Origin of the sequence: Caballeronia sp. GAWG1-1 (genome assembly GCF_023631465.1) — a bacterium.
Classification (GTDB): domain Bacteria; phylum Pseudomonadota; class Gammaproteobacteria; order Burkholderiales; family Burkholderiaceae; genus Caballeronia.
Map to the genome: position 1 here is coordinate 82,006 of NZ_JALQDB010000032.1, position 24,591 is coordinate 106,596.

Below are 24,591 nucleotides of genomic sequence, written 5' to 3' on the forward strand. Positions count from 1 at the left end.
CTTAGTTAATCACCCATCGGTGAATTCGTTTATCACCGCGCCGTCACTTTTCTAAGCCAGGAAAATTGGTTTGGCCTCGGCATGCGGGCTCTTATTCTTTTTGTTCTGCGACGACGCGTCTCTCCAGTGCTCGTTCCATCCAACCGGCGCGGCCACGCGCTGCATCTCAGAGCGTCCATGGCAACGGTTCAATTGCATAGCGTCATCAAGCGCTACGACGGCGCACCGGTCGTCGATGCGGTCTCGCTTTCCGTGCGCGACGGCGAATTCCTTACCTTGCTCGGCCCGAGCGGATGCGGCAAGACGACGTGTCTCCGCATGGTTGCGGGCTTCGTCACGCCGGATGCGGGCTCGGTCCATATCGGCGGCGAGGATGTGACGCAGGTTCCGGCTCATCGGCGCAATACGGGCATGGTGTTTCAACAGTACGCGCTGTTTCCGCATCTGACGGTCGCGCAGAATCTCGCCTTCGGTCTACGCGTGCGCAAGCTGCCGGGCAAGGAGATCAAACGGCGCGCCACCGAAGCGCTCGACCGCGTGCGCCTTTCGGGTTATGCGGATCGTTACCCGGACCAGCTATCGGGCGGGCAGAAGCAGCGTGTCGCGCTGGCGAGGGCGCTCGTCATCAATCCGCGCGTGCTGTTGCTCGACGAACCGCTCGGCGCGCTCGATCAGAAACTGCGCGAGGAATTGCAGGCGGAGATCAAGCGCATTCAGCGCGAAGTGGGCATCACGACCATCTTCGTCACGCACGATCAGAGCGAGGCGCTGAGTCTTTCGGATCGCATCGTCGTGATGCGGCAGGGCGGTATCAGTCAGATTGGCTCGCCGCAGGAACTGTACGACCGGCCGGTGGATCGCTACGTCGCGAGTTTCATCGGCAAGATCAATCTCGTCGCGGTGACGGCGGGCGCGCTCGGCGCCGATGGCCGCTTGCGCGTGCAAAGCCGCCAGACGGCCGAACCATTCGATGTCGATCTCGCCGGCGGCGCAACGCCCGCGCCCGGCGAACCGCTGTTGCTCGCGTTGCGGCCGGAGCGCATTCAGATCGGCGCGGGTTTGCCGAACCGCGTGCAGGGCCGCGTGGAACTCGCCACGTATGCGGGCGACGGTTGGTATCTCGAAGTCCGCACGCAGGCAAGCGAGCCGCTCATCGTGCGCACGTCGGGCCGCGCGGCACCCGCCGCTGGCGATACCGTCACGCTCGGCTGGCACCACGGCGATGCCGTCCTCTTGCGCGACGAGGCCGCCACATGAGCAACGATGCCTTGCTGACAGGCGGCGATCTCGCCGCGACGCCTTCGCCGCTTTCGGCGACGAAGCGCAGGGGCGCCGCCTACGGCGCGCTCGCCTTGCCCGGACTGGCGTTTCTTGGCGTGTTCTTCGTCGCGCCTATTGGCTATCTGCTGATCTTGTCGCTGCACGGCGGCGGCTCGATGGGCCGTGTCGACGACACATGGACGCTTTCCAACTACGCGCGCTTTCTCTCTGATGCGTACTACCTCCAGATCCTGCTCGACACGCTCGTCTTCGGCGCATTGACGGCGATCATCTGCGCGGTGTTCGGCTTTCCGTTCAGCTATTACCTTGCGCGCACGCGTTCGCGCTGGCGCACGCCGCTTTTGTTCGTGACGGTGTTGCCGTTGCTCATCAGCGCCGTGATCCGCAATCTCGGCTGGATTCCGGTGCTTACCGAACACGGCATGCTCAATACGCTCTTGCTGGGTTCCGGTGTGGTGAAGGAACCCGTGCAGTGGATCTTCAACTACACCGGCGCGCTCATCGGCATGGTGCATGTGGAGTTTCCCTTCATGGTGCTGATGCTGACGAGCGCCATCCGCAAGATCGATCCCGCGCTCGAGGAAGCCGCCATCAATCTCGGCGCGACGCCTTTTCTGGCGTTTGTGCGCGTGGTCTTGCCGCTGTGCCGGCCGGGACTGGCGGCGGGCGCGTCGATGGTCTTCATGGCCGCGATCAGCGCGCTCGTCACGCCCGGCATTCTCGGCGGGCATCGGGTGATGTTCATGGCGCTCTACATCGATCAGCAGATGCACGGCGTGCTGAACTACACGGTCGGCTCGACCGCCGCCATCCTGACGATGATCGCCGCGCTCGCATCGATGCTGCTCGCCGTGCGAATGAGCGGAGCGCGGACATGAGTACCCAAGCGAGTACGTCGTCCGTCGTGTGGCATCGCGATGCCGCATCGAGCGCGTTGAAATGGCTGCTGCGTATCGCGACCTTCGCGGTGCCCGTGTTTTTGCTGCTGCCGTTTATCGGCATCGTCAGTGCTTCGTTTTCGAAGAGCGGCGCGCTCGCGTTTCCGCCGAGCGACTGGACGCTCCACTGGTATCGCTCGATCTCGCCGGACTATTACGCTGCGCTGCGCTACAGCGTCGCGCTGGGCACGGCGACGACCGCGCTCGCCACGCTCGTCGGTGTGCCGCTTTCGTTGTCGATCGTGCGCGGACGTTATGCGGGGCGCGGCATCGTGAATGCGCTATGCGTTGCGCCGCTGGGCGTGCCGACTATCGTCATTGCGGTGGCGGGCTTCAAGTTCTTCATGCTCGCCGCCGACTGGCACGACATCGGACTCAACGGAACGAGCGCGGCCATCGTGCTGATGCAGGCCGTGTTCACCTTGCCGCTCGTCGTGCGCTCGGTGGTCGCGAGCTTCGCGCACTACGACAATGCGCTCGACGAAGCCGCGCAGAACCTTGGCGCCACGCCTTGGCAAGTGTTTTGGCGCGTGACCGTGCCACTTGTTTTGCCCGGCGTGATCGCGGGAATGCTGTTCGCCTTCGTGCTTTCGTTCGACGACGTGGTGGTCGCATGGTTCATGGGCGACCCGAGCCGTCCGACCTTGCCCGTCAAGCTCTTCAACGCGATGGAAGTGGAGTTCGATAACGCGGTTACCGCGCTGTCCACGCTGATCGTTGCGTTCTGGGCCGCGCTCGCGTTGCTGCTCAATCGTTTCTTCCGTCTCGAACGTCTCTTTTCGCGGCGTTGAGCCTTCTCCTTCTTTCCTCACGAGGCCATTCTTGAAAGTTATCGCCAGGCTCGCGCTCGGGCTCTTCGCACTGACCGCATCCCTCGTTGCCGGGCTCGCGCATGCGCAGAGCGCAGACCCCAAAGACATCGTGCTGCGCGTGTCGTCGTGGGGCGGCAAGTCCACGCAGACGCAGATCAAATACGCGGGCGACATCTTCACCAATAAAACGGGCGTGAAGGTGCAATTCATCGATGGCGCGTCGATCGATCACGTCGCCAAGCTCGTCGCCGCGAACGGCCGCAACGTGCCCTATGACGTCGTGCTGCTCGACGGCGACGTGCGCGCGCAAGCCATCAAGGCAGGCGTGCTGCAAAAGCTCGATCCGGCGAAAGTGCCGAACGTGAATTTCGCGCTAGATCTCGCGAAGAACGCGCAGGGCTATGCGCCTGACTTCGATTTCGTCTCGGCGATCTTCGTCTACAACGCGGACAAGTTTCAGCAAGCAGGCATTCCCGCGCCGTCATCGTGGAAGGACTTGTGGAACCCGAAGCTCGCGGGTCACGTTGCGTTGCCCGATCTCGCCAATGGCGCGGGCCGCGCGCTGCTGATCGAAACGTCGCGTCTGAATGGCGGCGATGAAGGCAATCTCGACAAGGCCGTTGCGGAGATTGCGAAGGTCAATGCGCGCACGTTCTGGCAGACCTCGCAACAGGCGGAGCAACTCATCAAGTCCGGCGATATCTGGCTTACCGTCATCGCCGATGGCCGTGCCTACGCGCTTCAGGATGCCTACAAGCCCGCGCGCGCGGTGCGTCCGAAGGAAGGCTCCATTGCGTTCGCATCGACGGCGGATATCGTCAAGGGCACGCCGCATCCCGAACTCGCGGCGCAGTTCCTGAACGAGATCTACGGCGCGCTTTATCAGCTCGGCAACGCAACGGACTTCTACTACGGCCCGACCAACCGCCTGCTCGCGCCCGTGATCGAAGCCGACCCGCAACTCGCGGCCAAGCTCATCTACAAGCCGGAGCAAGCCCAGGCGCTCTATCACCCGGACTGGAACAAGTTCTGGGGCGCGTTCGATCGCGCGCAGGACTCGTGGAACCGGACCATCGTCTCCAGAAAATGACCCAGCACATCCACTTCAACGCGTTCCACATGAACGCACCCGCGCATTCGTGGGCGGGCTTCTGGCGGCATCCTCGCGACCGCTCGCTCGAACACAACACGCTCGGCTACTGGGTCGAACTCGCGCAGACGGCCGAGCGCGGTCTCTTCGACGGCGTGTTTCTCGCCGATGTCTTCGGCATCTACGATGTCTACGGCGGCGGCACCGACGCCACGCTCTTCGCGGCTGCGCAAGCGCCTTCGCACGATCCGTTGCTGACCGTGCCCGCCATGGCTTATGCGACGAAGCACATCGGCTTCGGCGTGACGGCGAACCTTACCTACGAGCATCCGTATCAGTTCGCGCGGCGCTTTTCCACGCTCGATCATCTGACGAGCGGCCGTGCGGGCTGGAACGTCGTGACGGGTTATCTGGAAAGCGCGGCGCGTGGCATGGGTCTCGCGAAAGCGCGCGAGCACGACGAGCGATACGCGGCCGGCGAGGACTTCCTCGAAGCCGTCTACAAGCTGTGGGAAGGAAGCTGGGCCGAAGGCGCGGCGGTGCGCGACAAGCGTGCGGGACATCCTTATACCGACCCGTCGCGCGTGCGGCGCGTGAAGCATGAAGGCCCGTATTACCGTGTCGATGGCTTCAATCTCACCGAGCCTTCGCCGCAGCGCACGCCGGTGTTGTATCAGGCCGGTGCGTCGGGACGCGGCAAGGCGTTCGCGGGCAAGCATGCGGAATGCGTGTTTCTCGAAGGACAGACGCCTGCCATCGTCGCGGCGGCGGCGCGCGACATCCGCCAGCATGCAGTCGATGCAGGCCGCGCTGCCGACGATGTGCTGCTCTATCTCGGCGCGACCGTCGTGGTTGCGCGCACGTCGAAGGAAGCGCGCGAATTGCAGGCCGAGTATGCCGAATACGTCGATACGCTCGGGCAACTCGCGCTGGTGTCGGGCTGGACCGGCATCGACTTCGCGGAACTGGATCTGGACGAACCGATTCGCTATGTGAAGAGCAACGCGCTGCAGTCGACCGTCGAGAATCTCACGAAGCATGCAGGCCGGTCCATCACGCCGCGCGACATGAGCCGCTTCGATCAGATCGGCGGACGCGGGCCGTTCATCGTCGGCGATCCGCGCGAGGTGGCGGATCAGTTGATTGCATGGATAGATGAAACCGGCGTCGATGGCTTCAATCTGCGGCGTCTCGTGATGCCCGAAAGCCTGCATGCGTTCGTGGATCTCGTCGTGCCGGAACTGCAGAATCGCGGGCGTTATCGCACCGAGTATGCCGAGGGCACGCTGCGCGAGAAGCTCTTTGCCGGGCGCGGACCTCATCTGCGAGCGACGCATCCGGGCGCGCAATATCGCGACCTTTGAGCCAGCCGACATGAACCAGATCGATCGAACCATTTTCTCCGATGCCATCGCGCGCCTGCATCGTGGAACTGCCGAAGCCACGCCGGTGCTCAAGCAACGCAGTGCGCGAACAGACGAAGCCGCGACGTTTCCCTACGACAACATCCGCACCTTGCACGATGCGGGTCTACTCGCAGCGGGTCTGTCGCTGGAACGCGGCGGAGCGGGCTTCGGACGCGGCACGAGCTTCACGCATTTCTTCGATGCGGTGACATCGATCGCGCGCGCCTGCAGCAACACCGCGCAGCTCTATACGGTGCAGACAGGCGCGCTTTTCACGCTGGAATTGCTGGCCGATTCCGCACTTGTGGATGAACTCGCCGCCGCCGTGCGCGACGATGGCGCGACCTTCTGCTTCACCGCCGCCGAACCCGACGAGCGCTTCACGTACGACAACAAGCGCACGAACCTCAAGTCGTATGCCGAGCGTCTCGACGACGGCCGCTGGCGCGTCAAGGCGGAAAAAGCCTTCGCGACAGGCTCGGTCGGCTGCACTTACGCGCTCTTCCAGTGCGCGACCGTGACCGATGACGAAGGCCGTCCGCCCGAGTCCGTTCTCGTGCTGCTGCCGCGCAGTCACGAAGCGGTGAACGTGCTCGATACGTGGGACGGCATCGGTCAGCGGGCCACATCGAGCGGTCGGCTCGTCGTGAACGAAAGCGTGATCGATGGCCGCTGGGTTGCGGGCAATCCGGCCAGCGTGCCTGCTGCGGCTATCTTCGCGCCGCTCTATCAACTCGGCTTTGCGGCGATTCTCGCGGGCATCGGCGAAGCGGCGCTCGACGATACCTTGCACTTCGTGAATCACGTGCAGAAGCCGACCAACGGTTACGCACGCGCCGCCGAGGAGCCCGCGATTCAGGCGCATGTCGCCGATATCCGCATCGCGCTGAGTGCGAGCCGCGCGCTGATCAACGAAGCAGCCCGTTCGATGGACGCCTTCACGCGCGGCGAAGCGGATATTGCCGAGGTGCTGGTCGCCGTTTATCAGGCGAAGGTGCATGCGAGCGGCAGTTCCATTGAAGCGGGTTCGCGGCTCTTTCAGATCGGCGGCGCGCGTTCGGCTACGAGGCGCGCCGCGGCGGACAGGCACTGGCGCAACGCGCGCACGCTGACGCTGCACGATTCGGTCGACAAGCAAAAAGGCGTGGTTGCGCGACACGTGCTCGGCGTCGAGCGTCCGAACGTTTCCACGCGCTAAACAAGGACACGTATCGTGCTGCTTGCATTCTTTCTGTCGCATTCGGCTTCGCCGCACACGGTCGGGCAATGGCGTCTGCCGCGCTCGTTCCAGGGCTTGCGCTACGACCGTCCGGCGTATTGGGAGCACGTTGCGCGCACGACGGAGCGTGGCGGCATCGACACCATCTTCTTGTCGGATTCGTATTCGATCTACGAGACGTATCGCGGCGACAGTGACGACACCTTGCGCTGGGCCGTGCAATGTCCGCGACATGACCCGCTGCCGCTCATTCCGATCATGGCGCGTGTGACGCAGTCGGTTGGCATCATCACGACGCTGAGTACCGCGTTTCTGCCGCCGTACTGGGTCGCGCGGCAGTTCGCGACGCTCGATCATCTGACCGAAGGGCGCGTGGGGTGGAATCTCGTGACCACGGCGGGCGAACCCGAAGCACGTCAGTTCGGGCAGAAGCTCGATGAACACGACACGCGGTATCGGCGCGCGGAGGAGTATCTCAAGCTGTGCCAGACGCTATGGGATAGCTGGGAGCCGGACGCGATCGTCGCGGACCGCGCGTCGGGCGTGTTCGCCGATCCATCGAAAGTCGCGAGGATCGACTTTCACGGCGACTTCTTCGCGAGCCAGGGGCGCTTCACGGTGCCGCGCTCGCCGCAGGGCAGGCCGTTGATTGCGCAGGCGGGTTCATCGAGCGCGGGCGCGGCATTCGCGGGACGGCATGCGGAACTCGTGTTCGGCTTGCGGCATTCGGCGCGCGGCATGCGCGAGTTCGTCGACAAGGTGCAGGGCGAAGCCTCGAAAGCCGGACGTAGCGCGGGCGATGTGCGCATTCTGTGGGGTATCGTGCCTATCGTCGGGCAGACTCGCGAAGAAGCCTTGCAGAAGCAGAAGGCCATTCGCGACAACGTGACGGTCGAAGCGGGCCTCACCATGTTGTCCGCGTTTCTCAACACCGACCTCTCGCGCTTCGACGCCAACGCGCCGTTTCCCGATATCGGCGAAACGAGCGGCATTCGCGGGCATCTTTCCACCATCACCGAAGACTTCGCGCCGCATACGCCGCTCGGCGAGATCGCGCGTCATTTCGCTGCGGGACAGGGACCGCATGTCGTGGGTACGGCGTCGGAAGTCGCGGATCAGTTGCAGACCTTGCTCGATGAAGGCGGCGGCGATGGCTTTATCTGCATCACGCACGCGTTGCCTGCCTGCATGGACGAGTTCGTCGATCTCGTGGTCCCCGAATTGCGGCGACGCGGCTTGCGGCCCGCGTCGTATGAACATGCGACGTTGCGCGAACGCGTGAAGGCGGGTTGACTTGCACGGCACGCGAGCATGGATTCAGAAGTAGGAGAGATTGGGCAGCGGCGTGCCATGCGCCGCCTGCCTGCCGATTGCAAGCGCCTTGAAGATGAGCGGATTGTGGGCCGTCACCGTACGCAACGCGCGCCAATGCCGGTCGAGCCGCTGGCTCACGCGCGTGCTCGAAGCGCCACCGAGTTCGAAGAGTTCGCCCGCCGCGCGCAAGGCGAGTTCGTCGATCACCACTTTCGACTTCGCCGTGCTGTTGGCGGCGCGCTCGAACGCATGCGAGGAGACATCGCCCGACGCGGCGCTGTCGAAGCCGCGTTCGAGCCATTGCGCCGCTTCAAGCACACTCACACGCGCCAGATGCGCCACGCTTTCGATGCGGCCGAGCACTGCTTGCAGAAGCGGGTCGTTGGCGGGTACTTCATCGACGCCGTGATAGAAATTGCGTTCGCGCGACTTCAGCAAGTGCGCGGCATCGGAAACAACGCGCTGCAAAATGCCCGCCACCACCGCCGAGAGATACAACTGCGCGAAGGTCGCGACATACGGCAGCGCGGTGACACGGCTGTTATCGACGATCTCGTCGGGCAACACCTTCACGTTCGTGTAGTTGGTCGAGCCGCTTGCCGTGAACTGCTGACCGAAGCCGTCCCAATCGTCCGCTATATCCACGCCTTCGCGCGTGGCGGGCACGACGACCTTGATCTGCTTGCCGGCCTCATCGACTGCAAAGACGTAGATGTGGTCCGCATACAGGTTGCCCGTGCTGTAGAACTTCTTGCCGTTCAGACGCAGGCCGTAAGGGCCGGAAGTGACCGCTGTGTCGTAATCGAAGTTGCCTACGTTGCGCTTGCCAAGTTCCGTCGCCGATGCGCCATAAGTTTCGCCACGCGCGACGCGGTCGAGATAGGTATCGAATGCAGGGAGGCGTTTATGGTCGATCAGCAGGCTCTCCACCAGGTTCAGATGGTTGCGGAACGCGTGCGCGACATTCGGATCGGCTGCTGCAAGATCGATCACGAAGTCGAATAACTGCGTGAGCGTCAACGCGGCGCCGCCACGTTCGCGCGGCAAACGCAATGCGCCGATGCGCGCGTTTTTAAGGCGCTGCATCGTGGCCTTGAAGGCGGCCGTGTCGCGGCCGGGTTGCGCTTCCTGATCGGCGACCCAGGGCAAAAGCGCGCGCAAGTCGCGGACATCGAGTGCAGATGGTGCGGTGTTGGTCACGTTGATCTTCCTTGAACGATGAGAGGGAAAGATGTCGGATTACGCGTGCGCTTCGGCGGGCACACCGAGCGTCGCAAGCAAGCGGTCGCGTAGCGCCGCAAACGCGGGATCGGTGGACACGCGCGGGCGCGGCAACGCGATGTCGATATCGCTGCCAATGCGGCCATGCTCCAGGACGAGCACGCGGTCGGCGAGCAGCAGCGCTTCATCGACGTCATGCGTGACGAGCAGCACCGTCGCCGCATGCGCTTTCCACACGTGCGCAATGAGCCGCTGCATCTGGATGCGCGTGAGGGCATCGAGCGCGGCGAACGGTTCGTCGAGTAGCCAGACTTTCGGATCGCGGACCAACGCACGCGCGAGCGCCACGCGTTGCGCTTCGCCGCCCGACAGCGTCAGCGGCCACGCATGCAGCCGATGCCCGACGCCCACTTCGTTGAGTGCCGCGGCGATCACGGCGCGCGCGTCGGGCTTGCGCAAACCGAGCGCAAGATTTTCCTCGACGGTTTTCCACGGTACGAGACGCGGCTCCTGAAACACGACCGCGCGCTTGTCCGGCACGTCGACCGTGCCGGCGGGTGCTTCATCGAGGCCCGACAGCGTGCGCAACAAGGTGGACTTCCCCGAACCCGAACGGCCGAGCAACGCCACGAAAGAGCCGCGTTCGATGTCGAGATCGAGCCGGTCGAGTACGGTGTGCGCGCCGAAACGCCGCGTCAGTTGCCGGATACGGATGATGGGATCGCGTGTGGTCATCGCTCAGTCCTTGATCGTGGATGGCCGCCATGCAAGCAGACGTTTTTCGGCGCCGCGCACTAGGGCATCGGTGACGAGTCCGAGCAGTGCATAGATCAGGAGACACGCCATAATGATGTCGGTACGCATGTAGTTCTGCGCCGTGATCGCGAGATAGCCGATCCCGCTCGACGCGTTGATCTGCTCGCCCACCACGAGCGAGAGCCACGCAATGCTCAGCGAATAGCGCAAGCCGACGAGAAACGAAGGCAATGCGCCCGGCAGCACGATATGGCGAATCTGCTCGGCACGTGTGAGGCCGAGCGTGCTCGCCATCTCGACGATCTTGGCATCGACGCTGCGGATACCCGCGAACAGATTGAGGTAGACCGGTATCAGACAGCCCAGCGCGACGAGCGCGATCTTCGGTGTCTCGCCGATACCGAACCACAGGATGAACAGCGGCACGAGCGCCAGATGCGGCAAGGTGCGCGTCATTTGCAAAAGGGCATCGACGGAATCCTCGCCACGGCGCGAGAGACCGCTAACGAGCGCAAGCGCGACACCGAGCGTGAGGCCGATGGCAAGCCCGCTTCCCGCGCGCGCCAGCGACGCGAGCAGATGCGTGCCGAGTTCGCCGCTGGCCGCGAGTTCCCAGAGCGTCGTGGCAATCTGCGCGGGCGACGAGAAGCGCCGTTCGTTGACGAACCCGGTTGACGACGCCAGTTGCCATGCCGACAACAACGCCACCGGCACGACGAGCCGCCGCCAGCGCAATCCGGCGGCGCGTCGCGGCGCGGGCGCGGCTTGGCCTTCGACGGCAAGTGTTGGATGCGACACGAGACGATTCCTCCGGAAAGTGTTCATGCCCGCGTCGCGAGCTGGCCGTCGAAGGCCGTGCTCACGTTGCCGATCGACTGCTTGATCATGCCGTAGCGATAGAAACCGTCAGCGGCGTGCTGGAGCGCGTTGCGCACGTTGGAATCGAGCGGCGCGGGCGTCGGCTTGTACTCGGCGAGCAAGGACTTCGCGGTGGCGGGATCGAGATGCGTGTCCTTCACGAGCGCGGCGGCGGCCGCATCGACATTGGCGAGCGCCCAACGTTGCGCGCGCTCGCTGCGAGCGAGGAAGTCGCGGATCGCATCGCGCTTGTCGCGCGCCGCTTTCTCATGCACGAGCAGAAAGTTGTTGCCGCTATAGAGATAGTCGACGTCGCGCAGATCGGCGATGGGATACGCGCCGTTCTGCTGGATCGCAAGCGTCGAATATGGCGCCCAGGTGAGCCACGCATCGACGGCGCCGGCGGCAAATGCGGGCTTCGCGGCACCGGGATCGAGGAACACGAGGTTCACGTCTTCCCGCTTCAACCCCGCCTTTTCGATAAGACCGTAAGCCATCAGTTGCGGCCCGCCGCCTGCATTGACCGCGAGTTTCTTGCCCTTCAGGTCCGCGACCTTGCGGATGCCCGAGTCGCGTTGCGCGAGCAGCGGAATGAAGCTCGGCGCGAAGGTAATCGCGCTGACCGCGCGCGCTGGGCAACCCGCCGCATATGCAAAGAGGAACACGCTGTCGCCGGTCTGACCGACATCGAGTGCTTCGGCGTTGAAGGCCTGCAATTCCGGCTGGCCTGCGGGAAACTTGCTCCACTCGATTTCGTACGGCAGATTCTTCGCTTCGCCGGAGGCTTCGAGGAAGGCTTTCCAGCCGATGGAATTCATGTCGCCCACGCGCAGCACCGGAGCCGCGCGCGCGGACGTGCCTATCATGAAGCCCGCCGCCGTGGCGAGGCCGCCGAGAATCAGCTTGCGGCGAGTCGAAGAGCCGGGAGTGTCGTTAGTTGAAACGGTGTTGGTCGATTGGTCGGTCACGTGTATATGTCGGCAGAAGAGTGGCGGGAAGTCAGAGGGCGTAACCGGGATTGCGCTGATCGAGCAGACGCTTGAGGGCTTCGAAATGCAGCACGTGGTCGGGCTTGCCGGACCAAGCCGCGCCTTCCCTTGCCGCTTCCGTGTATTGGCGATGCACCTTGTCTTGCTGCTCTTGCGATAAAAGCCGCAGCGGTTTGCCGGTTGAATACGCGAGCACCTGAAAGCGCGCCGCGCGTTCGAGCAGATAAAGACGGTCATACGCCTGCGACACGCTGCGCCCCGTGACGATCACGCCATGATTCGCCAGGAACAAGATGCTCTTGTCGCCGAGACGGTCGGCAAGACGCCGCCCTTCCTCGATGTCGTAGGCTAGCCCGGTGTATTCGTCGTCGTAGGCAATGTGCTTGAGCAGCAGCAATTCCGCCTGGCCGATAGGCAACAGCCGCTGATCCGCAAGACGCGTTAGCGCGGTCGTATAGGGCATATGCGTATGCAGCACGGCGGCATGACGAACTGGATCTGCCTGATGGATCGGCAGGTGAATGCATAGCGCCGATTGCTCCACCACGCCTTCTCCGGCAATGCGGTTGGCGTCGTAATCGAGCGTGAGGAAATCGCTGGCCTTGACTTCTGACCAATGCAAACCGAATGGCGCGACGAGAAAGCGCCCGCGCGGATCGGGCAGCGACAGCGAAAAGTGATTGGCGATGCCTTCGTGCAGATCGTGCATGACCGCTGCGCGATGCGCGGCCGCAAGATCGATGCGTCCTGTCTGTTCGAATCGTTCGATTTCCGCGATATCTTCGAGCGTCGCGCTGTCCGCTTCGGCCATTGTAGTCACCTTTCCTTGCATTCGATGGAGAAGAGCATTCTGCTGGCGTGCAGGTGCGCGAACAAACATCGAAAGGTGAGTCGCTATTGAGCGCGCGGCTTGATTAGTTATGCGATGGGGACAGCTTTGTAAATAATCGCGCGTGAATGCAGGACTATTTGAGACGCGGCGTGACAGTATAATGAGCGCCCGCGCCCGTAGCCGGTCGCATCAATGCTCTCGCAATCAGCCAGATTTTTGCAATTCGATCGTCCTACAGGACAGGTCGCAGCAACAAAGGATAAGCCTGCGTGGAAAATCTTTTCCAATCCGTGAATGCGTTCTTCGCATTCATCGCGCCCATCTCCGATTTTCTCTGGGACTTTCCCACCAACTTCAAAGCTTATTCACAGATTCCGGTTCTCGGACAGTTCCCCTTCGCAATACTGTTGCTGGTTGGCGTCGGCATTTACTTCTCCATTCGCACGCGCTTTGTCCAGACCATGAACATGCGCAAGATCGTGCGTATCATGTTGCGCCGGCAGACATCGAGCACGGGCGTAAGCGCGCTTGCATCGTTCATGCTGGGACTTGCGATGCGCGCGGGACCGGGAAATATTGTCGGCATCACGGGCGCGATTTCCGTCGGCGGACCAGGCGCATTATTCTGGATGTGGGTCGCGGCGTTCTTCGGCATGGCGACCGCTTTCATGGAATCCACACTGGCGCAACTCTTCAAGGAGAGAAAGCAGAACGAGTTCGTCGGCGGCTTGCCGTTTTATGGACGCCGCATTCTCGGCGACCGGCGAATTGTCGGCACGTTTCTGTCGCTCGTGTTTATCGTCTATGCGCTTTTCAACGTGCCGCCGCAAACGTTCAACGTGTTCACCGCGATAGGCACCATTGCCGATACCGTCGCCGGCACGCATCTCGCGCGGCAATCGGCGGTGTATTACTTCATTGCGGGCGGATTGATCGTCGCGTGTTCGTTCATCATCATGGGCGGCATTCGGCGAGTCACGGCTTATACCGATGTACTCGTGCCGATCAAGGCCGCGCTCTTCTGCCTGATGTCGCTCGTCATCATCCTCATTAATCTGCCGCTCATTCCGTACTTCTTTCGCGAAGTGGTGGTCGGGGCGTTCGCGCCGCATGCATTGTTCGGCGGCGCTATTGGCACGGCGCTCGCGCAGGGCGTGAAGCGCGGGCTGATGTCGAACGAAGCAGGACAGGGCACCATTACGATGGCGGCCGCCATTGCCGATAACGATCACCCGTGCGAACAGGGTTTCGTGCAAAGCCTGGGCGTGTTCTTCGACACCATGGTCATCTGCACGATGACGGGCTTCATCGTCGTGATGGCGCACGTGTGGACCGGCACGGTCGATGGTCAGGCGTGGGAATCGGTGAGGGCATCGAAGATCACGGTTTATCTGGCTTCCGTGCAGGCGCTGGTGCCTGAGTCGGTGGGCCACGTGATCCGCATCGTGATGTGTCTGTGCTACGGCCTTTTCGCGTTCACCACGTTGCTCGGCATGATTTCGTTCGCGGAGATTTCCGCGAATTTCATCTCGCGTGGGCGCGCGTTCATCGTGGGAATAAGAGTCGTCGGCTCGCTCGTGTTCGTGCCGTTCGGCGCGTTGACGGTGCTCGCAGGTCTTGAATTGCCGAACCTGTGGGCGTTGTCGGACCTGATGAATATCGTCATGGTGCTGCTCAACGTTCCGATCGTGCTGGCCGGGCAAAGGCTCGTGTATCGCGCGCTGGCGGATTATCGGAAGGGAAGCGGCGGAAGGTTCGTCTCGGCGAACATCGGCGTGAAGACAGAATATTGGCTGGACGATCGGAAAAGCGCCACGCCGCCGCAGCAGACAACCCGCTGACGGCGGCGTGATCGAAGGTCCTCTCGCGAGGACCCGTTAACGCTCAACTTAACGCATACCGCCGCTGGCGATCAGTTGCTCGCCGGTGATCCACTTCGAATCATCCGAGGCCAGGAATACCGCGATCGTCGCGATATCGTCCGGGCGGCCAACGCGGCCAAGCGGCGTTTGAGCGACGATCTGAGTCTCGAAGTCGGAGCCGATGATGCCGTTGCTCTGCGTGCCTTCTGTCACGATCATGCCGGGGTTGATGGAGTTCACGCGGATCTTCTTCGGGCCGAGTTCACGGGCGAGGGAACCGGTGATGGCATCGACCGCGCCTTTCGTGCCGCTATAAACCGCGCTTTGCGGCGGCGTGATACGCGACACGACCGAACTCACGTTGATGATGCTTCCACCTTCGCCGAGGTGCGCCGCAGCGAACTTGGTCGTCAGCAGCACACCGAGCACGTTCACGTTGAACTGCTTATGGTAATGCTCCTCGGTGATTTCCTCGACCGGTGCGAACTCGTACACGCCCGAGTTGTTCACGAGAATATCCAGCCGTCCGTAGGTTTCGACGGCGGCATTGACGATTCCTTGCGCATCCGCCGACTTCGACACATCGCCGCCCACTGCGGTCGCCTTGCCGTTTGCCGCGGTGATGGCCGCGACCACTTCATCCGCGCCCGCCTTGCTGCTTGCGTAATTCACGACCACGGAAGCGCCTTCTGCCGCGAGCGCCTTGGCGATTGCCGCGCCGATTCCCTTCGATGCACCCGTTACGACTGCAACCTTGCCGGTGAGCTTGCCCATGTCTGTCTTCCTTTATCGATGATTCGCTGAAAGTTAAGCCGGCGTTGAATCAGGTTCAGGCCGGCTTGCGTTGAGAAGCAATGTATCCGTGAGCGGCATCTTGAAAAAGCCCGATATGACGAATTGATTTGCGGGATTTAACGAACAATCGGACGCTGGTTATTCATTGAACGATGAATTACCACGCGGCTTGCGCATTCTTCAGAGGTGAAGGGGCCCAATGGCGAGCATTACCGATTCTGAAACATCCGGCTAGCAATCGGCGTACTTTCGCATACTCTTAAGGAGCACAGAAGGTGCGATTTCGGCGGCTGCGGATTCAACAGCGGCTCCACATACTTCAGATAGATTGGTATTACTTACTAAACTGCGACTAACCTGCGGAGAAAAGCCATGCCTCTACAGAATCGAATGTTAGCGGAGTTCGTCGGAACGTTCTGGCTGGTGGTGGGCGGATGCGGCAGCGCGATTATCGCGGCAAAATTCTCGACTGTCGGAATCGGGCTCCTTGGTGTGTCGCTCGCGTTCGGACTGAGCCTTCTCACGATGGCCTACGCCGTCGGTCCCATCTCCGGATGCCATGTTAATCCCGCTGTCACAATCGGCCTGACGGTTGCGGGCCGTTTTCCCGCGCGCGATGTCGGTCCTTATATCGTCGCTCAGGTGCTTGGCGCCATAGCGGGTGCGGCCGTGCTCGCATATGTCGCAGCGGGTGCGCCAGACTTCGACCGCTTCGCGGGATTCGCCGCCAACGGATACGGCGATCATTCACCCGGCAAGTACACGCTAGGCGCGGGACTCGTGTCCGAAGTCGTGATGACGTTCATGTTCGTGTTCGTCATTCTCGCGGCCACGCATGAGCGCGCGCCGGTCGGCTTCGCGCCGATCGCCATCGGACTCTGCCTTACGCTCATTCATCTGGTGAGCATTCCGGTGACCAACACCTCGGTCAACCCGGCGCGCTCGACCGGTCCCGCGCTTTTCGCGGGCATGTGGGCAATCCAGCAACTTTGGATGTTCTGGGTGGCGCCAATAATAGGCGCGGTATTCGCGGGCCTGATCTATCCGGCGATGTCCGGGTCGTTGTCGCCCACCGCGCCTATCGTGGGCCGCAAGGTGAGCTGACGCCAAGCCCCAGGCGCGCGGTGAAGCTACCGCGCGCTGTCGGCCTGATAAGCCTCGAAGAAATCATCCGATGCGACCTTGTCCGCAAGCGTCCGCAACGTCGCCGCAGCGCCCGCTCCGAGCACGCGATCCACGCGCCGGTTCGCAGCCACCCAATACGCGAGCGCGGCCTTCAATTGCTTTCTGCCCAACGCCGTAAGCACGCAGCGCTTCGAGCGCTTGTCCTCGGCATCCGCGCGTAATTCCACCAGTTCGTCACGCACGAGCGGACGCATGGCATGCGTCACCGCCGACACCTGTATGCCGAGCCGCGACGCCAGTTCCTGCAGGGACGGTCCTTCGCTCGCATGCTCCTTGCAGTATCGATCGATCTGCGAGAGCAGCGCCATTTGCGTCGCCTTCATGTCGAGCGGCGCGAGCGCCTCGTCATAAAGCTGACTCAGTCGACGCGATGCCCGGCGCAGCGCCGTGTTCGTGCAGGCGAGCGGTGCAAACACGTCAGCGGCACCGGACTCGATAGTCGGGACGGACTCGGCACGCTTTGCTCGTGCCTTAGATGTAGCTTTCTTTTCCATACGCATAGGATGGTTGATTGCCTCGCGCTTGACAAGCTTCGGGCAAATACACATATACTTGAGCCCTCAACTAACTCCAGTTTATTCCTTCGTCAGGGAGAAGTCATGGTGAATCAAGCATCCCGCAAGATTGCGGTTGTCACGGGCGCGTCGTCGGGTATCGGCGCGGTGTATGCGCAACGTCTGGCCGCGCGCGGCTACGATCTGTGGCTGGTCGCGCGTCGCGCCGACCGTCTGCGCGAACTGGCGAGCGAGATTGGCGGCGCGCATGGCGTGAACGTCGAGACGGTCGTCGCAGACCTGACCAGCGAGGCGGATCTGCAACGCGTCGAGCAGCGCATCGCGGCCGAAGCGAACATCCACGTGCTCGTCAATAACGCGGGACTCGCGCGGCTGCGGCCGGTGGCGCAGTCATCGGTGGCGGATACGGCCACGCAGATCGCGCTCAATATCACCGCGCTCGTTCGTCTGACGCAAGCCGTGGTGCCCGGTTTCGTCGCGCGCAACGAAGGCGCGATCATCAACATTGCTTCGGTGCTGGCGCTCGACACCTTGCCGGTCAGCGCAGTTTATAGCGGCACGAAGGGCTTCGTTCTGAACTACACGCGCGGCTTGCAACTGGAACTCGCGAACACCGGCGTGAAGGTGCAAGCGGTGCTGCCCGCAGCGACGGCCACGGAAATCTGGGACGAATCGGGCGTGCCGCTCGACTCGCTGGCGGCGGGCACGGTCATGCGCACCGAAGACATGGTCGATGCCGCGCTCGAAGGTTTCGATCAGGGTGAAGCCATCACCATGCCGTCGGTACACGACGCGCAGTTGTTGCACAGCTTCGAAGAAGCGCGTCAAACGCTATTCCGCGCATCGCAGAACGGCACCGCCGCGCCGCGCTATCGCGCCTGATCGCCGGAAACAGAGAGGAGCAGATCGACATGCGTTATCGCATTTTCGGAAGTACGGGGCTGAAGGTATCGTCGCTGGCTCTGGGCACGGGCAACTTCGGCACGGGTTGGGGATACGGCTCGGAGCGCGACGAAGCGAAGACGGTCTTCGATACGTATCGTGCGGCAGGCGGCAATTTCATCGATACCGCCGACAGCTATCAGTTCGGCGATAGCGAAACCATCCTCGCCGAGTTCATCAAGGCGGAGCGCGAGGACATCGTGCTCGCGAGCAAATTCTCGCTCGGGGCGTCGCCGGACGCGGGTCTGCAGCGCACCGGCAACAGCCGCAAGGCGATGGTGCAGGCGGTCGATGCAAGCCTGAAACGGCTCGATACCGATCGCATCGATCTTCTCTGGGTGCACATGCCCGACGGCGTGACGCCAAGCGAGGAGATCGCGCGCGGGCTCGACGACCTCGTGCGCGCCGGCAAGATCCTCTATGCGGGGCTATCGGACTTTCCCGCCTGGCGCGTCGCGACGGCGGCGACGATCGCCGAGATGCGCGGTTGGGCGCCGATCAGCGCGTTGCAGATCGAGTACAGCCTGGTCGAGCGCACCGTCGAACGCGAGTTGCTGCCAATGGCCGCGGCTTTCGGTCTTGGCACGGTGGCCTGGTCGCCGCTCGGAGGCGGGCTTCTGAGCGGTAAGTATCGGCAAGGCGAGACGGGGCGCAAGCAAGGACTCGGTGTCGTGATCCACGACGAAAGCGACGCGCGCAAGACCGCCACGGTCGACGCGGTTCTCGCCATCGCCAATGAGCTGGGTGTATCGGCGGCGCAGGTGGCGATCGCGTGGGTGCTCGCGAAGGGCGTGTTGCCGATCATCGGACCGCGTACCTTGAAGCAGCTGGACGACAACCTCGGTGCGCTCGCGGTCTCGCTCAGTGCGGAGCAGCTCGCGCGTCTGGATGCGGCAAGCGCCACGCCGCTCGGTTTTCCGCATGACGTGGTGAACGCGGAGAGAACGCGCAGCCGGCTGGCGGGCGGCAAGGCGGATTTGCTGGATTATCCGCTGACGCCGGTTCGATAAGGAAAGGGGCGCGAGCCTCGGCCGCAAAAAACAAAAAGCCTCGCATGAAGCGAGGCTTTCAAAGACCGCACGAGGCAGCCGTTACTTGCAGTGGCGTTCCCAATGATGATGCACGCGCACCTTGTGACACTCGGCATGATGGTGGGGGGCCGCGAAAGCGGTGGTAACGGAAAGGAACGTGGTGGCAGCCAGCAGTGCGGCGAAAACAGCTTTCTTCATGACGTCGATTATCAGGGGATTGAGAGGAGGCGCCATCGTATCAACCGAACTTTACGATTACGTTATGTGATGCGTTTTGCGCAACAAGATTACTTTGTGGCGGACCGCTTCGCGAGAAATCTGTCCAGTTCGCCCGCGAACTTCTTGCCATCGCGCGGAGCGTAGGGCGGCGGGCCGCCGGTCTGCACGCCGGAACTGCGCAACTGATCCATCATCGCGCGAATGGAGAGTCGCTCCTCGATATTTTCCGCGTTCATCCATTCTCCGCGCGGGTCGAGCACATGCGCGCCTTTCGCGAGCGCGGCGGCCGCAAGCGGAATGTCCGCGGTGATGACGAGATCGCCGGCTTGCGCCATTTCGACGATGCGCTTATCCGCGACATCGAAGCCCGCTGGAACCTGAATCGCGCGCAGCCACGGCGACGCGGGCGTGCGCAAAAATTGATTGGCGACGAGCGTCACGCGTACTTCCACGCGCGGCCCGGCGCGGAACAGAATGTCCTTGACGATGGCAGGGCAGGCGTCGGCATCGACGAAAATTTCCATTGACTGGCGTCCGCTCGAAGGAAGACGCCGATCATACTCCCGATGCCAACGCTCAACGAACGGCGTCGCGCAAGTCGGTGAGATCGCGGCCACGGGTCTCGGTGGACATGGCGACGCCGACGAGCGTGAGCGCCGACAACACGGCGGTGTATGCGCCCATGACCCAGAAGCCGCCGCCCGCGCGGCCAATCAGATAGATGCCGAGAATTGGCGCGAGTCCGCCCGACAACACCGCGCCGATCTCGCGCGACAAGGCCACGCCCGAGTACCGATAGCGATTGCCGAAGAGTTCCGCGAAATGCGCGCACTGCGCCCCGAGCATGCTGTTTGCGCCGATGGCGAGCCCGCCGAACATCGCGAGCGCGACCCACCAGAAGCTGCCGGTGCTCACCATCCACCACGCGGGGAACGCCCAGAGCAGCATGAAGATCGCGCCGCCGCGATACACCGTCTTGCGCCCGAGCCGATCCGACAAAGCCCCGAAAAGCGGTGTGGTAATCACGCTCGACAAAGTAGCGATGAGCGCGCCGCTCGTGCCCACGCGCGCCAGTTCCGCTGGCGGCACGCCGTGCCGCGCCGCCACGGTGCCGCTGAGGAACGCGATCACGATGGTCGTATAGATGGTCGAGCCGCCTTGTTCCGCAAGCCGCATCAGCACGGCCGCGACGACGGTGCGGCGCGCGTCCTTGATGACGAGCCGCATCGGCGAACGCGCGACCTTGTGTCCGCCTTCGAGCGCGGCGAAGGTCGGGCTTTCGCGCAGACGCAAGCGTATCCAGATGGCGACGCCGATCAGCACGACGCTCGCGAGGAACGGAATGCGCCAGCCCCAGGCGAGGAGCGTGGCCTGATCCATCGAGTGCTGCATGATGCTGAACGTCGCCGTCGCAATGCCGAAGCCCGCGAAGATGCCGACGAACGGAAGCGCCGCGAAGAAGCCACGCGTCTTCACGGGCGCGACTTCGGCCATCAAGGTGGATGCGCCCGCCTGTTCCGCGCCCGCGCCGAATCCTTGCGTGAGGCGCAGCAAGACGAGCCCGACCGCGCCGAGCGGACCGGCGGGCAGCAAGCCGACGAGCGTCGTGGATACGCCCATGATCGCGATGGTCAGCAAGAGGACGAACTTTCGGCCTTTCCTATCGCCGAGCGAGCCGAAGAACAAGCCGCCGAGCGGACGCGCGAGAAAGCCCACGCCGTAGGTCGCGAAGCTCGCGAGCAGACCTGCGCTCGCGTCGAGCGTGGAAAAGAACACGCGGCTGAAGATCAATGCCGTGGCCAGCCCGAAGATAGCGAAGTCGTAGTATTCGAGCGCGCTGCCGACGGCGCTCGTGAGAATCGCGCGCCGAAGCTGCCTCGCGGAAACGGGCGCGGAAGCGCCGTCGGAAGGACGATCGAGCGGAAGCGCGCCGGCATGCGCCAACGCATCGTGGTGGGACGTCATCTTCTCGTGTCTCCTGATTCCTGCGCGGTGTCTCTCTGACGACACTCGATCTGAAAGCCGGACGAAAACCGGCATCTTCGGATAAACCCGGTTATCGGTAACCGTCAACAAAATCTAACATGGAGGGATGCCGATCTACAAGAAAGCGCTAATGGGCATTTGCCCGGATGCGCGTAGGCTGTAACCCCGTCGTCAACGTATCGCGAGTACTGTCATGACACCAACGAATAACTCAGCTCCCCAATCCGAAGACGCGCAGAACAATAAGCGCCTGCGCAGCCGCCGCTGGTTCGACGATCCCTCGAACCCCGGCATGACCGCGCTCTATCTCGAGCGCTATATGAACTACGGCATCACGCGCGAGGAATTGCAGTCGGGCAAGCCGATCATCGGCATTGCGCAGACGGGCTCCGATCTCGCGCCCTGCAACCGGCATCATCTGGAACTGGCGACGCGCGTGCGCGACGGCATCCGCGATGCAGGCGGCATTCCACTCGAATTCCCCGTGCATCCGATCCAGGAAACCGGCAAGCGCCCGACCGCCGCGCTCGACCGCAATCTCGCGTATCTCGGGCTCGTCGAAATCCTGCACGGCTATCCGCTCGATGGCGTGGTGCTCACCACCGGTTGCGACAAGACCACGCCCGCGTGTCTGATGGCCGCGGCGACCGTCAACATTCCGGCTATCGTGCTGTCGGGCGGTCCCATGCTCGACGGCTGGTGGAAGGGCAAGCTCGCGGGCTCGGGCACCATCATCTGGGACGCGCGCAAGCGTCACGCCATCGGCGAGATCGACTATGAGACGTTCATGGACGAAGTGTCGTCGTCCGCGCCTTCTGTCGGGCATTGCAACACCATGGGCACGGCGTTGTCGATGAATTCGCTCGCCGAAGCGCTCGGCATGTCCTTGCCCGGTTGCGCCGCGATTCCCGGGCCGCATCGCGAACGCGGCTGGGTGGCGTATCGCACGGGGCAGCGCATTGTCGGCATGGTGCACGAGAATCTGCGGCCTTCGGACATCATGACCAAGGGCGCTTTCGAAAACGCCGTGGTCGCGGCGGCGGCGCTCGGGGCATCGTCGAATTGTCCGATTCACATGATCGCGATTGCGCGGCACATGGGCGTGGATCACACGCTGGATGACTGGCAGCGCCTCGGTCCCGAGATTCCCTTGCTGGTGGACTGTCAGCCCGCTGGCCGCTTTCTCGGTGAGGCGTTCCATCGCGCGGGCGGCGTGCCGGCCGTCATGCGCGAACTGCAGGCGGCAGGCAAGCTCGACACGAGCGTGCGTACGGTCACGGGCAAGACGCTCGGCGAAGACCTGGCCGCCGTCGCAGACGTGGATCGCGAAGTGATTCGCGCGTATGACGATCCGCTTAAGCCGGCGGCGGGCTACGTCGTGCTCTCCGGCAATCTGTTCGACAGCGCGGTGATGAAGATCAGCGTGATCGACGACGCCTTCCGCAAGCGCTTTCTCTCCGATCCCGAGCATCCGAACGTGTTCGAAGGCAAGGCGATCGTCTTCGAGGGACCGGAGGATTATCACGCGCGTATCGACGACCCCGCGCTCGAGATCGACGAACGTTCCGTGCTGGTGATTCGCAATTGCGGGCCGGTGGGTTATCCGGGCGGCGCGGAAGTGGTGAACATGCAGCCGCCCGCCGCGCTCATCAAGCAAGGCATCACGCAGTTGCCGACACTGGGCGATGGCCGCCAAAGCGGAACCTGCGCGACGCCTTCGATTCTCAACGTATCGCCGGAAGCGGCGGTGGGCGGCAACCTCGCGCTGCTGAAGACGGGCGACCGCTTGAGAATCGACTTGCAGAACTACAAGGTCAACGTGCTGATCGGCGATGATGAAATGGCGCAGCGCCGCGAAGCATACGTGCCTATCGAGTTGCAGAACAAGACGCCGTGGGAAGAGATTTATCGCAGCATGGTCGGGCAGCAGGGCAGCGGCGCGTGTCTTGAGCCGGCGCTCGGCTATCAGGACATCATCGAGACGCGCGGCGAGTCGCGGCACAACCACTGAGCCGTAGCGAGGTCCTTACGCGCTTTCTCGCGGGATGACTTCGTAAGGCACACGCGTGAACGTGGGCACGTCCTGCCGGTCGGGACGCGCCTGCGCGATTTCGCGCCGCGACGCGTTGGGTGTCTCGGACTCGTCGAGCGCGGCGAGCAGCGATTCGCCGGTGGCGTGACCGATCCCGTAGGCATCGACGGATACGGTGGTGATGGTCGGATAGCAATGGCGCGACACTTCGAAGTCGCCGAAGCCCGCCACCGCGATATCGCGCGGCACCGACATACCGCGCCGATGACACGCCATGATGACGCCGAACGCGTGGATGTCGCTCGTGCACATGATGGCGTCGGTATCGGGCCATCGGTCGAGGATCTGTTCGAGCGCCGCGCCGCCGTGACCCATGGCCGCGCCGTGCGCCATGTCCGTGGTCCAGTCCGTGTGCGCGATTTCGCGGATGTCGTGCAGACCCGCTTCCTTCACGGCGCCGAGATAGCCATTGCGCCGCGCGACGCCGCGCAAATCCAGGTGCGATGCGCTGCTCACGAAGCCAATGCGCCGATAGCCGCGCGCATAGAGATAGCGCATCATCGCGGCGGCCGCGTCCGCGTTGGAGAAGCCGACGACGCGATCCACGGGTTTCGCGGGAATCTCCCAGATTTCGACCACTGGAATGCGCGCCTGTTTGAGCATGGCGCGCGCCTTGGACGTGTGCTGACCTCCCGTGATGACGACGGCACGCGGCTGATGACTCAGGAGCGCGCGGATGAGCGCTTCTTCCCTTTCGAGCAGATAGTCCGTGTTGGCGAGCAAGAGGCGCAGACTGCGCGCCTCGACGACATCGTTGATGCCGCGCACGGTCTCCGCAAAATTCGAACTCGATAACGACGGCACGATGACCGCGACGACATTCGTTCGGCCGGAAGAGAACGCACCCGCGATGGCATCGGCGACATAGCCGGTTTTCAGCACGGCATCCATGACTCGCGCGCGCGTCTCTTCGCTGACGTGCTGGCCTGTCAAAACGCGCGACACCGACATCTTCGACACCCCGGCGATACGCGCGACATCGGCCATGCGGACGGGGGCGGCGGTGGGCGATGTGGGATCGTTGACTGATGTCATGCCGGGGCGTTGCGCGGTGATGATTCGATGGGGGTAATCATACCGGCTTGTGGGGGGCAAGTTCGCGTTCAGACGATGACGCGTGACCTTGGCTACTTGAGACTATTCCTGTTTGTCAGCCGATCGATTGACGTTCTTTTGTTGCAGCCCTAAATTCCTGCGCTAAAAAGCTCCAGGCGCGACGGTTCCATACGTTGCGTTCAACTGAACGGG

At 63.0% G+C, this 24,591-nt stretch carries 22 protein-coding genes; 12 read left to right on the forward strand and 10 right to left on the reverse strand.

The window, feature by feature from the left end:
• Positions 1-177: 177 nt before the first annotated feature.
• Genes NCT03_RS21615 through NCT03_RS21645 form a run of 7 tightly spaced genes read left to right on the forward strand, consistent with a single transcriptional unit; the run spans position 178 to position 8,039 of the window.
• Complete coding sequence (locus NCT03_RS21615; protein ID WP_250493845.1) at positions 178-1,257, forward strand: ABC transporter ATP-binding protein; 1,080 nt, start codon at positions 178-180, stop codon at positions 1,255-1,257.
• On the forward strand, positions 1,254-2,159 hold the full coding sequence (locus tag NCT03_RS21620; protein ID WP_250493846.1) for an ABC transporter permease: 906 nt from the start codon (positions 1,254-1,256) through the stop codon (positions 2,157-2,159). The genes NCT03_RS21615 and NCT03_RS21620 overlap by 4 nt, the downstream gene beginning before the upstream one ends.
• Complete coding sequence (locus tag NCT03_RS21625; RefSeq protein WP_250493847.1) at positions 2,156-3,010, forward strand: ABC transporter permease; 855 nt, start codon at positions 2,156-2,158, stop codon at positions 3,008-3,010. The genes NCT03_RS21620 and NCT03_RS21625 overlap by 4 nt, the downstream gene beginning before the upstream one ends.
• A 31-nt stretch (positions 3,011-3,041) precedes the next feature.
• The gene (locus tag NCT03_RS21630) at positions 3,042-4,121 is read left to right on the forward strand and encodes an ABC transporter substrate-binding protein (protein ID WP_244831093.1); all 1,080 of its coding nucleotides are present in this window, start codon (positions 3,042-3,044) and stop codon (positions 4,119-4,121) included.
• On the forward strand, positions 4,118-5,485 hold the full coding sequence (locus tag NCT03_RS21635) for an LLM class flavin-dependent oxidoreductase (protein ID WP_250493848.1): 1,368 nt from the start codon (positions 4,118-4,120) through the stop codon (positions 5,483-5,485). Before NCT03_RS21630 ends, NCT03_RS21635 begins: the two co-directional genes overlap by 4 nt.
• 10 nt (positions 5,486-5,495) lie before the next feature.
• Positions 5,496-6,725 (forward strand): acyl-CoA dehydrogenase family protein, encoded by a 1,230-nt coding sequence (locus NCT03_RS21640; RefSeq protein ID WP_250493849.1) that lies wholly within the window; start codon positions 5,496-5,498, stop codon positions 6,723-6,725.
• A 15-nt stretch (positions 6,726-6,740) separates the two neighbouring features.
• Positions 6,741-8,039, forward strand: a complete 1,299-nt coding sequence (locus tag NCT03_RS21645; RefSeq protein WP_250493850.1) for an NtaA/DmoA family FMN-dependent monooxygenase — start codon at positions 6,741-6,743, stop codon at positions 8,037-8,039.
• Positions 8,040-8,063: 24 nt separating this feature from the next.
• On the opposite strand, the gene NCT03_RS21650 is transcribed toward NCT03_RS21645, so the two are convergent.
• Genes NCT03_RS21650 through NCT03_RS21670 form a run of 5 tightly spaced genes read right to left on the reverse strand, consistent with a single transcriptional unit; the run spans position 8,064 to position 12,695 of the window.
• A complete protein-coding gene (locus tag NCT03_RS21650) occupies positions 8,064-9,260 on the reverse strand; it encodes an acyl-CoA dehydrogenase family protein (RefSeq protein ID WP_250493851.1) in 1,197 nt (398 codons plus the stop codon).
• Between the two features lie 39 nt (positions 9,261-9,299).
• The gene (locus tag NCT03_RS21655) at positions 9,300-10,016 is read right to left on the reverse strand and encodes an ABC transporter ATP-binding protein (RefSeq protein WP_250493852.1); all 717 of its coding nucleotides are present in this window, start codon (positions 10,014-10,016) and stop codon (positions 9,300-9,302) included.
• Between the two features lie 3 nt (positions 10,017-10,019).
• Positions 10,020-10,835 carry an ABC transporter permease gene (locus NCT03_RS21660; RefSeq protein WP_250467809.1) on the reverse strand — a complete coding sequence of 272 codons (816 nt, stop codon included), beginning with the start codon at positions 10,833-10,835 and terminating at the stop codon, positions 10,020-10,022.
• A 23-nt stretch (positions 10,836-10,858) separates the two neighbouring features.
• The gene (locus NCT03_RS21665; RefSeq protein ID WP_250493853.1) at positions 10,859-11,863 is read right to left on the reverse strand and encodes an aliphatic sulfonate ABC transporter substrate-binding protein; all 1,005 of its coding nucleotides are present in this window, start codon (positions 11,861-11,863) and stop codon (positions 10,859-10,861) included.
• A gap of 31 nt (positions 11,864-11,894) precedes the next feature.
• Complete coding sequence (locus NCT03_RS21670; RefSeq protein WP_250493854.1) at positions 11,895-12,695, reverse strand: class II aldolase/adducin family protein; 801 nt, start codon at positions 12,693-12,695, stop codon at positions 11,895-11,897.
• 290 nt (positions 12,696-12,985) lie between these two features.
• Here NCT03_RS21670 and NCT03_RS21675 point away from each other — a divergent pair, with 290 nt between their 5' ends.
• Positions 12,986-14,557: an alanine/glycine:cation symporter family protein gene (locus NCT03_RS21675; RefSeq protein ID WP_250493855.1), complete on the forward strand. Its 1,572-nt coding sequence runs from the start codon at positions 12,986-12,988 to the stop codon at positions 14,555-14,557.
• 48 nt (positions 14,558-14,605) lie between these two features.
• Here NCT03_RS21675 and NCT03_RS21680 read toward each other — a convergent pair whose 3' ends face one another.
• Entirely contained in the window at positions 14,606-15,352 is a 747-nt protein-coding gene (locus tag NCT03_RS21680) for a glucose 1-dehydrogenase (protein WP_244831103.1), read from the reverse strand.
• A gap of 393 nt (positions 15,353-15,745) precedes the next feature.
• Here NCT03_RS21680 and aqpZ point away from each other — a divergent pair, with 393 nt between their 5' ends.
• Positions 15,746-16,477, forward strand: coding sequence for an aquaporin Z (gene aqpZ / locus NCT03_RS21685; protein ID WP_250493856.1), 732 nt, complete (start codon positions 15,746-15,748; stop codon positions 16,475-16,477).
• Between the two features lie 26 nt (positions 16,478-16,503).
• Here aqpZ and NCT03_RS21690 read toward each other — a convergent pair whose 3' ends face one another.
• Positions 16,504-16,974 carry a MarR family winged helix-turn-helix transcriptional regulator gene (locus tag NCT03_RS21690; protein ID WP_250493857.1) on the reverse strand — a complete coding sequence of 157 codons (471 nt, stop codon included), beginning with the start codon at positions 16,972-16,974 and terminating at the stop codon, positions 16,504-16,506.
• Between the two features lie 183 nt (positions 16,975-17,157).
• On the opposite strand from NCT03_RS21690, the gene NCT03_RS21695 reads away from it, so the two are divergent.
• Both NCT03_RS21695 and NCT03_RS21700 read left to right on the forward strand, forming a co-directional pair.
• Complete coding sequence (locus tag NCT03_RS21695; RefSeq protein ID WP_244831106.1) at positions 17,158-17,955, forward strand: SDR family NAD(P)-dependent oxidoreductase; 798 nt, start codon at positions 17,158-17,160, stop codon at positions 17,953-17,955.
• A gap of 29 nt (positions 17,956-17,984) precedes the next feature.
• On the forward strand, positions 17,985-19,025 hold the full coding sequence (locus NCT03_RS21700) for an aldo/keto reductase (RefSeq protein ID WP_250493858.1): 1,041 nt from the start codon (positions 17,985-17,987) through the stop codon (positions 19,023-19,025).
• 308 nt (positions 19,026-19,333) lie between these two features.
• Here NCT03_RS21700 and NCT03_RS21705 read toward each other — a convergent pair whose 3' ends face one another.
• Positions 19,334-19,789 carry a YaiI/YqxD family protein gene (locus tag NCT03_RS21705; protein ID WP_250467817.1) on the reverse strand — a complete coding sequence of 152 codons (456 nt, stop codon included), beginning with the start codon at positions 19,787-19,789 and terminating at the stop codon, positions 19,334-19,336.
• Between the two features lie 52 nt (positions 19,790-19,841).
• On the reverse strand, positions 19,842-21,230 hold the full coding sequence (locus NCT03_RS21710) for an MFS transporter (protein WP_250467818.1): 1,389 nt from the start codon (positions 21,228-21,230) through the stop codon (positions 19,842-19,844).
• Between the two features lie 214 nt (positions 21,231-21,444).
• On the opposite strand from NCT03_RS21710, the gene NCT03_RS21715 reads away from it, so the two are divergent.
• On the forward strand, positions 21,445-23,262 hold the full coding sequence (locus NCT03_RS21715; protein WP_250493859.1) for an IlvD/Edd family dehydratase: 1,818 nt from the start codon (positions 21,445-21,447) through the stop codon (positions 23,260-23,262).
• A 15-nt stretch (positions 23,263-23,277) separates the two neighbouring features.
• Here the strand turns inward: NCT03_RS21715 and NCT03_RS21720 are convergent, their stop codons facing one another.
• Entirely contained in the window at positions 23,278-24,378 is a 1,101-nt protein-coding gene (locus tag NCT03_RS21720) for a LacI family DNA-binding transcriptional regulator (protein WP_250493860.1), read from the reverse strand.
• Positions 24,379-24,591: the final 213 nt, after the last annotated feature.